Raw genomic sequence first — 6,232 nt, forward strand, 5'->3', positions numbered from 1 at the left:
ACGATTGATGACGATGCCAGGGATTGGCGCAGTTGTTGCCTTTGACCTACTGCTCCGCCTTTGACGACCCTACACGCCTCACCTCTCCAAAAAACATGGGCCCATGGGTTGGCCTGACATCATCACGCAACCATCCTAGCGAGCGCGATGTCTCAGGTGATATAACCAAAACCGGTGACGTGAACCTGTGGCGCACGCTGTGTCAGGCCGCAACCGTCATGATAAACCGGGGCCGTGCGACATGGCTGAGGAACTGGAGCGCTCAGATTGCGAAACGCCGGGGTAGAAAAAGGGCCATGGTAGACTTGGCGCGCCGGATATCAGTTACACTGCATCGCATGTGGGTCGACGGCACGATGTTCCGAATGGAGGCTGCGCCAACGACCTGATCTCCCACCCGTTGCCTGCCTGATCGCAGGCCCGTGAGGCCCCGCATCGCTGACATTAGTCAAGCACGCCTATGAGATGGGCACATCGGAATTGCGCCGAACCAGCATCATGTTTGCAGCCGAGCGATGACCACGGACAGAAGCATGTGCCCGAAGGATCTCAATTATCGGGGCACGAAGATCAGGAACGAACGTCAAAAATGAAAATCACCTGCTTCGGTGGAAAAAGTCTTCTTGGGAACAATGTCTTGACTGGGGCGGATCCGTTACCGAAGTCCTGAACCTAACCAGCGACCTAACACGGCGTTTGGTCGCACTTGATCGCTTCTCTAGTCCGGTCGGCAAAGCATAGCGTCTGTAAATATGCAAAGGACTCCGAACCTCGCATCGGTATTGGTAATATTTCAAGTCAAATCATGAGCAATAGCGCAAACAGTCTGGCAGGTCTGTGTTTGATCGTTAAAGTAAAGGCTGAGAACGAATTCTTTGGAGGAAGAATATGGAAAGACGTAAGTTTCTCACAAGCGCGGCAGTGACGAGCGCTGGTGGATTTGCACTCGCAGCGCCGGCGATTGCGCAAAACACGCAGAAGGTGCAGTGGCGCTGCACGTCGTCCTTTCCGCAGGCGCTGGATACGATTTATGGCGGCGCGACCGATCTTGCGACCTATGTGCGCGAGGCGACTGACGGCGCATTCGATATTCAGGTCTTTGCCGCCGGTGAAATCGTGCCTGGTCTGCAAGCGGCCGACGCGGTGCAGAACGGCACCGTGGAAATGTGTCATACCGCCAGCTACTACTATGTCGGCAAGTCGCCCACATGGGCTCTGGGCGGGGTCATTCCGTTCGGGCTGGACCAGCGCGGCATGAACGCTTGGCTTTATTATGGCGATGGCATCAACCTGCTGAACGAATTCTACAACAAGAACGGCCTGCAATACCTTCCGGCCGGGAATACCGGCACGCAGATGGGTGGCTGGTTCCGCAACGAGATCACGTCGCTTGATGACATGAAAGGTCTCAAGATGCGGATCGCCGGTCTTGCCGGTCAGATCATGGAGCGGATCGGCGTCGTGCCGCAGCAGATTGCTGGTGGCGACATCTATCCCTCGCTGGAAAGGGGAACGATCGACGCTGCCGAATGGATTGGTCCATATGACGACGAAAAGCTGGGTTTCTACCAAGTCGCGCCCTATTACTACTATCCCGGCTGGTGGGAGGGAAACCTGACCCTGTGCAGCTTTATCAACAAGGATGCATGGGATGGCCTGCCGCCCGCTTATCAAAGCCTTCTGCAAACCGCGGCACGCGCATCCAACGTCGAGATGATGGCTGAATACGATTTCAAGAACCCGACAGCCTTGCGGTCATTGGCGGAAAATGGAACGCAGTTGCGCGCATTCCCGCAGGATGTAATGGATGCTAGCTATGACGCGGCCATGGAGCTGTATGGCGAACTGGCGTCCGATCCGGAATGGAAGACGATCTACGACAGCATGATGGCCTTCGGCGTCGATCACTTTCTGTGGAAACAGGTCGCGGAAAGCACCTATGCAAATTTCATGATGGACAAGCAGCGCAACAATCAGCTGCCCGGTCAGCAGAGCGCCGACGGTAATTGATCCTGCAGTGTGATTGCAGCCCATGGTCTGAAAAAGGCCCGGATCCATGCGGATCCGGGCCCTTTTGTTGCGCTAATTGAAGTTGAAACCGCCGTCGGCGGGGGCAGGTTCTGCGGCACCTTCGGCGGGGGCCGGTCCGTTGCCAAAGTTGAACCCACCACCCGCCGGCGCGGCTGGGGCCGCTTTGCCGTTATTGCCGCCGCCGAAGTTGAACCCGCTATCGCCGGTGGCAGGTACGCTCGTCGTGGCCGGACCGCCAAAATTCAAACCGGACCCGCCTTCTGTACTTGTGGCAGGCACAACCGTGCGTTGACGGCTGTCATCGTAATGCGTAACCAGCCCGGGTATGAAGATCACCAGCATGATAATGGCGAACTGCAATCCGATATAGGGCAGCACGCCGCGATAGATTTCGCTGGTCTGCACCTTTGGCATCATTTCGCCCGAAACGGGATCGCGTCGTTCGTTGGATGGCGTCACCGAGCGCAGATAGAAAAGCGCAAATCCAAAAGGCGGCGTCAGAAACGATGTCTGAAGGTTCAGCGACAGAATGACGCCGAACCAGATCAGATCTATCCCAAGCGTCTGCGCCACCGGCGCCAGCAAAGGCACAAGAATAAACGCAATTTCGAAGAAGTCTAAGAAACAGCCCAAAATAAAGATCACGATCGTGACGACGATCAGAAATCCGATCTGCCCACCTGGCAGGCCCAACAGCAGTTCCTCGATCCAGACCTGGCCGTTGACGCCATAGAACGTCAGGCCAAAGACGCGTGCGCCCAACAGGATCAGCAGGACAAAGGCCGACAACTTGGCAGTGGCCATGACCGCCGACGCCAATGCCGCCAAGCTAAGACGGCGTTTGCCTAGCGCCAGAAGAACGGCACCGACTGCCCCCATCGCGCCTCCCTCCGTCGGCGTTGCGATTCCCAGAAAGATCGTGCCCAGGACCAAAAAGATCAACGCCAGTGGTGGGATCAGGACGATGATGATCGCCTCTGACAGACGCGACAGGATAGCAAGCTTAAACCGCTGATTTGCCAGTGCGATGGCATAGCAGACAGCAACCGCGATCGCGCTGGCGAAGACCAGCCGTGTTGCAGGCACCATATTAGAAAACAACAAGCGCGACGAAACCATGTAGAGAACGACCGCCAGCACAATCATCGCCAGCAACGATCCGATGCCGTTACCCAAACGCCGCTCTTCGGGTGGAAGGGCGGGCACGCTGGCGGGCCGAAAAATGGCCAGCGCTGCGATATAGAGGCAATAGACGGCAATCACGATCAGTGCCGGCCAGACAGCGCCCACATACATGTCCCCGACGGATACACCAAGCTGATCCGCCATGACGATCAGCACCAGCGATGGCGGCACGATCTGTGCCAGCGTTCCGGCGGCGGCAATTGTCCCTAGGGCAACCGATTGATCATAGCGATAGCGCTGCATCACCGGCAGAGAAATCAATCCCATCGCAATGACCGATGCGGCAACCACACCCGTAGTCGCCCCCAGCAGGGCGCCAACAAGAATGACGGCGAACGCGACACCACCGCGCAACGGTCCGAACAGTTGCCCTACCGTATCCAGCAAATCCTCGGCCATGCCCGAGCGTTCCAGAATAAGCCCCATGAAGGTGAAGAATGGAATCGCCAGCAATGTCTCGTTCGACATAATACCGAAGACCCGTTCGGGCATGGCGCGCATAAGAGGCCAGAACAGGTTGATGTCGCTGGAGTATTCAGAAAGGCCAACACCGATAGCGAAAAAGAACAACCCGCCCGCCGCAAGGGTCAGCGCAACGGGGTATCCCAGCAGCAGTAATCCCATGACGCTGATAAACATGATCGGGGCCAGATTGTGCGCGATGATTTCAAGCACGGCAATCATGTCGTGGGTCCGCTTGGTTTGCTGCGGGATACCGCAGGATCGGCGATTGCCACATCGGCCTCATTATTCGGTGGCGTATCGGCGGAAATCGTAAGAGCGCCGGTCAGCTTTGCAAAGCATTTTATGATCTCGGACACACCTTGGACCAACAGCAGGACGAACCCCGCCAGGATAAAGAACTTGGCTGGCCAGCGGACAAGGCCGCCCGCGTCGCTGGACTGCTCACCCGACACAAACGAGGTCATGAAGAACGGCCAAGACAGATAGACCATGACCGCCGCAAACGGGATCAGGAACAGCATATGACAGATCAGATCGATCAGGACCCGCCTCCGCGGGCCCAGCATGTTGGAAAGGACATCAACGCGCACATGTCCGTCATCGCGTAGGGTCCATGCTGCGCAAAGCATGAATACCGCGCCGAACAAATACCACTGTGCTTCCAGCCACGCATTGGACGACATGTTGAACGATTTGCGCAAGACGGCATTTCCAGCACTGATGGCGATGGCAGCCACCAACAGCCACGCAACGCAGCGCCCGATCCACCCATTAAGGCGGTCAATCGCGTTTGCACATTTCAAAAGGCCCGTCACGATGACATGCCTGTAACATTTTTTGCAGACATTTAGAACGCTCCACTCTCCTATTGGCTTCGATTATGGAGGCCCCGTTCCGGATGTAAACCAAATTTGATTTGGACCATGACATGACGTAGGGGTCGGGATGTACTGAACAACCTCATGTCTTGTGGACGCCTTCTTTGCTACTTCTGAGGCCAGCAAGCCATAATAGGTACAGGTAATTTGACTGAAAATTTCAAACGCTATACGGCGGTGCGGATCACGGAACGGGGCTATCCGACGAAGAAGCTTTCGGCTCGGCATCAGCACGCATTCACTCTACGCTTGAAGGAGCAGGTGCGCAAAGACGGTGTTTTGTGATACCAAGAAGGAAGAGTTGGTCGCAGGATTTCGGACCAGTTGCTAAGCTTTCGGGACTGATGAAGGACCGCTCCCAGATAACGAAACGCAAGCGCTATACATCTGAGTTCAAGGTGAAGGTGGCTTTGGAAGCCATTCGCGAGGAACTGACGACGGCCGAGCTGGCCAAAAAATACGACATTCACCCGACGATGATCACCGGCTGGAAGACAGCGGCGACCCTGAACATTGCCGCCGCGTTTGATGGCAATGTGACAACTGCGCCGTCGGTTTCTGATCAGGATCTGGAAAAACTTCACGCCAAAATCTGACAGCTTGTCTTGGAACGAGATTTTTGGCCAGTGCCTCCCAGCCTTATCCTCGGGACTGCAGGCAAAAGGCGGTAAAGCAGGATCATCCTGATATAAGCGTACGCCAGCAATGCGTGCTGCTCTGCCTGTCGCGCGCGGCGCTGTACTCTCAACCGCGGGGCGAAAGCGCCGGGAACCTGCGTTTAGTGGAAATTATCGACAGGCAGTTCTTGGAAACGCCGTGGTATGGCTCCCGGCAGATGGCCCGCCACATGCAACGGGAAGGCCACAATTGTGGGCAACACTAGGTGCGCCGCCTGATGAAGCTGATGCGGCTTGTCCCGATCTATCAAGAGCCCAAGACCAGCAAAAAACATCCCGCGCACAAGATATACCCATCTCTTCTTAGAGAATTGCCTATCACCCGACCAAACCAGGTCTGGTGCACCGACATTACCTACATCCCGATGCGGCGCGGGTTTCTTTACCTGGTTGCCGTGATGGACTGGTTCAGCCGCAAAGTCCTGAGTTGGCGGCTCTCGAATACCATGAACGTGGGGTTCTGCGTCGAGGCATTGAAAGATGCGTTGACTCGATACGGTCCGCCGGAAATCTTCAACCCGGATCAAGGGTCGCAGTTCACCAGCACAGATTTCACCGACGTGCTGCGCGACGCCAAGGTCAAGATTTCCATGGATGAACTTGGACGATGGATCGACAATCGAATGATCGAACGGCTCTGGCGGTCGCTGAACCGAAGGACCGCGCAGCGAAATACGAGTGCGTCTATCTCAACGCCTTTGAGACCGGTTCAGAGGCGAGTCGTGGGATCGGCGCGTGGCTCAGCTACTACAACAAAAAACGCCCGCACTCACCGCATGGCCTGCTGACCCCGGCAGAGGCCTATGATACTCAAGACTCGAACCTGAAAGCTGCCGCCTGACATGAAACCAATGCGAAAGCTTATTGCGGCAGAAAACTGGTCGAAAAACTAGGGCCCGTGGACAATCATACTTCCCATAGGTTTTGATTTCTGATTCAAATCTCCCAAACGGAGGTTGGGATGAACGAGCAGCGCTTTGTGGTGACGGATCGTGT

4 protein-coding genes and 1 pseudogene are annotated in these 6,232 nt (G+C 56.0%); 3 read left to right on the plus strand and 2 right to left on the minus strand.

Going from position 1 to position 6,232, the window contains the following annotated elements:
• The first annotated feature begins 41 nt into the window (after positions 1–41).
• Together DWB67_RS14655 and DWB67_RS14660 are read left to right on the plus strand one after the other, a co-directional pair.
• The gene (locus DWB67_RS14655; protein WP_255418694.1) at positions 42–389 is read left to right on the plus strand and encodes a transposase; all 348 of its coding nucleotides are present in this window, start codon (positions 42–44) and stop codon (positions 387–389) included.
• A 499-nt stretch (positions 390–888) separates the two neighbouring features.
• Positions 889–2,010, plus strand: a complete 1,122-nt coding sequence (locus DWB67_RS14660) for a TRAP transporter substrate-binding protein (RefSeq protein ID WP_119808349.1) — start codon at positions 889–891, stop codon at positions 2,008–2,010.
• A 72-nt stretch (positions 2,011–2,082) separates the two neighbouring features.
• On the opposite strand, the gene DWB67_RS14665 is transcribed toward DWB67_RS14660, so the two are convergent.
• The gene (locus tag DWB67_RS14665; protein ID WP_255418693.1) at positions 2,083–3,900 is read right to left on the minus strand and encodes a TRAP transporter large permease subunit; all 1,818 of its coding nucleotides are present in this window, start codon (positions 3,898–3,900) and stop codon (positions 2,083–2,085) included.
• Positions 3,897–4,496: a TRAP transporter small permease subunit gene (locus tag DWB67_RS14670; RefSeq protein ID WP_119808350.1), complete on the minus strand. Its 600-nt coding sequence runs from the start codon at positions 4,494–4,496 to the stop codon at positions 3,897–3,899. The genes DWB67_RS14665 and DWB67_RS14670 overlap by 4 nt, the downstream gene beginning before the upstream one ends.
• A gap of 407 nt (positions 4,497–4,903) precedes the next feature.
• Here DWB67_RS14670 and DWB67_RS14675 point away from each other — a divergent pair.
• Positions 4,904–6,077: pseudogene (locus DWB67_RS14675) on the plus strand (IS3 family transposase).
• The last annotated feature ends 155 nt before the right edge of the window (positions 6,078–6,232 follow it).

It is taken from the genome of Paracoccus sp. JM45 (assembly GCF_003590715.1).
GTDB lineage: Bacteria > Pseudomonadota > Alphaproteobacteria > Rhodobacterales > Rhodobacteraceae > Paracoccus.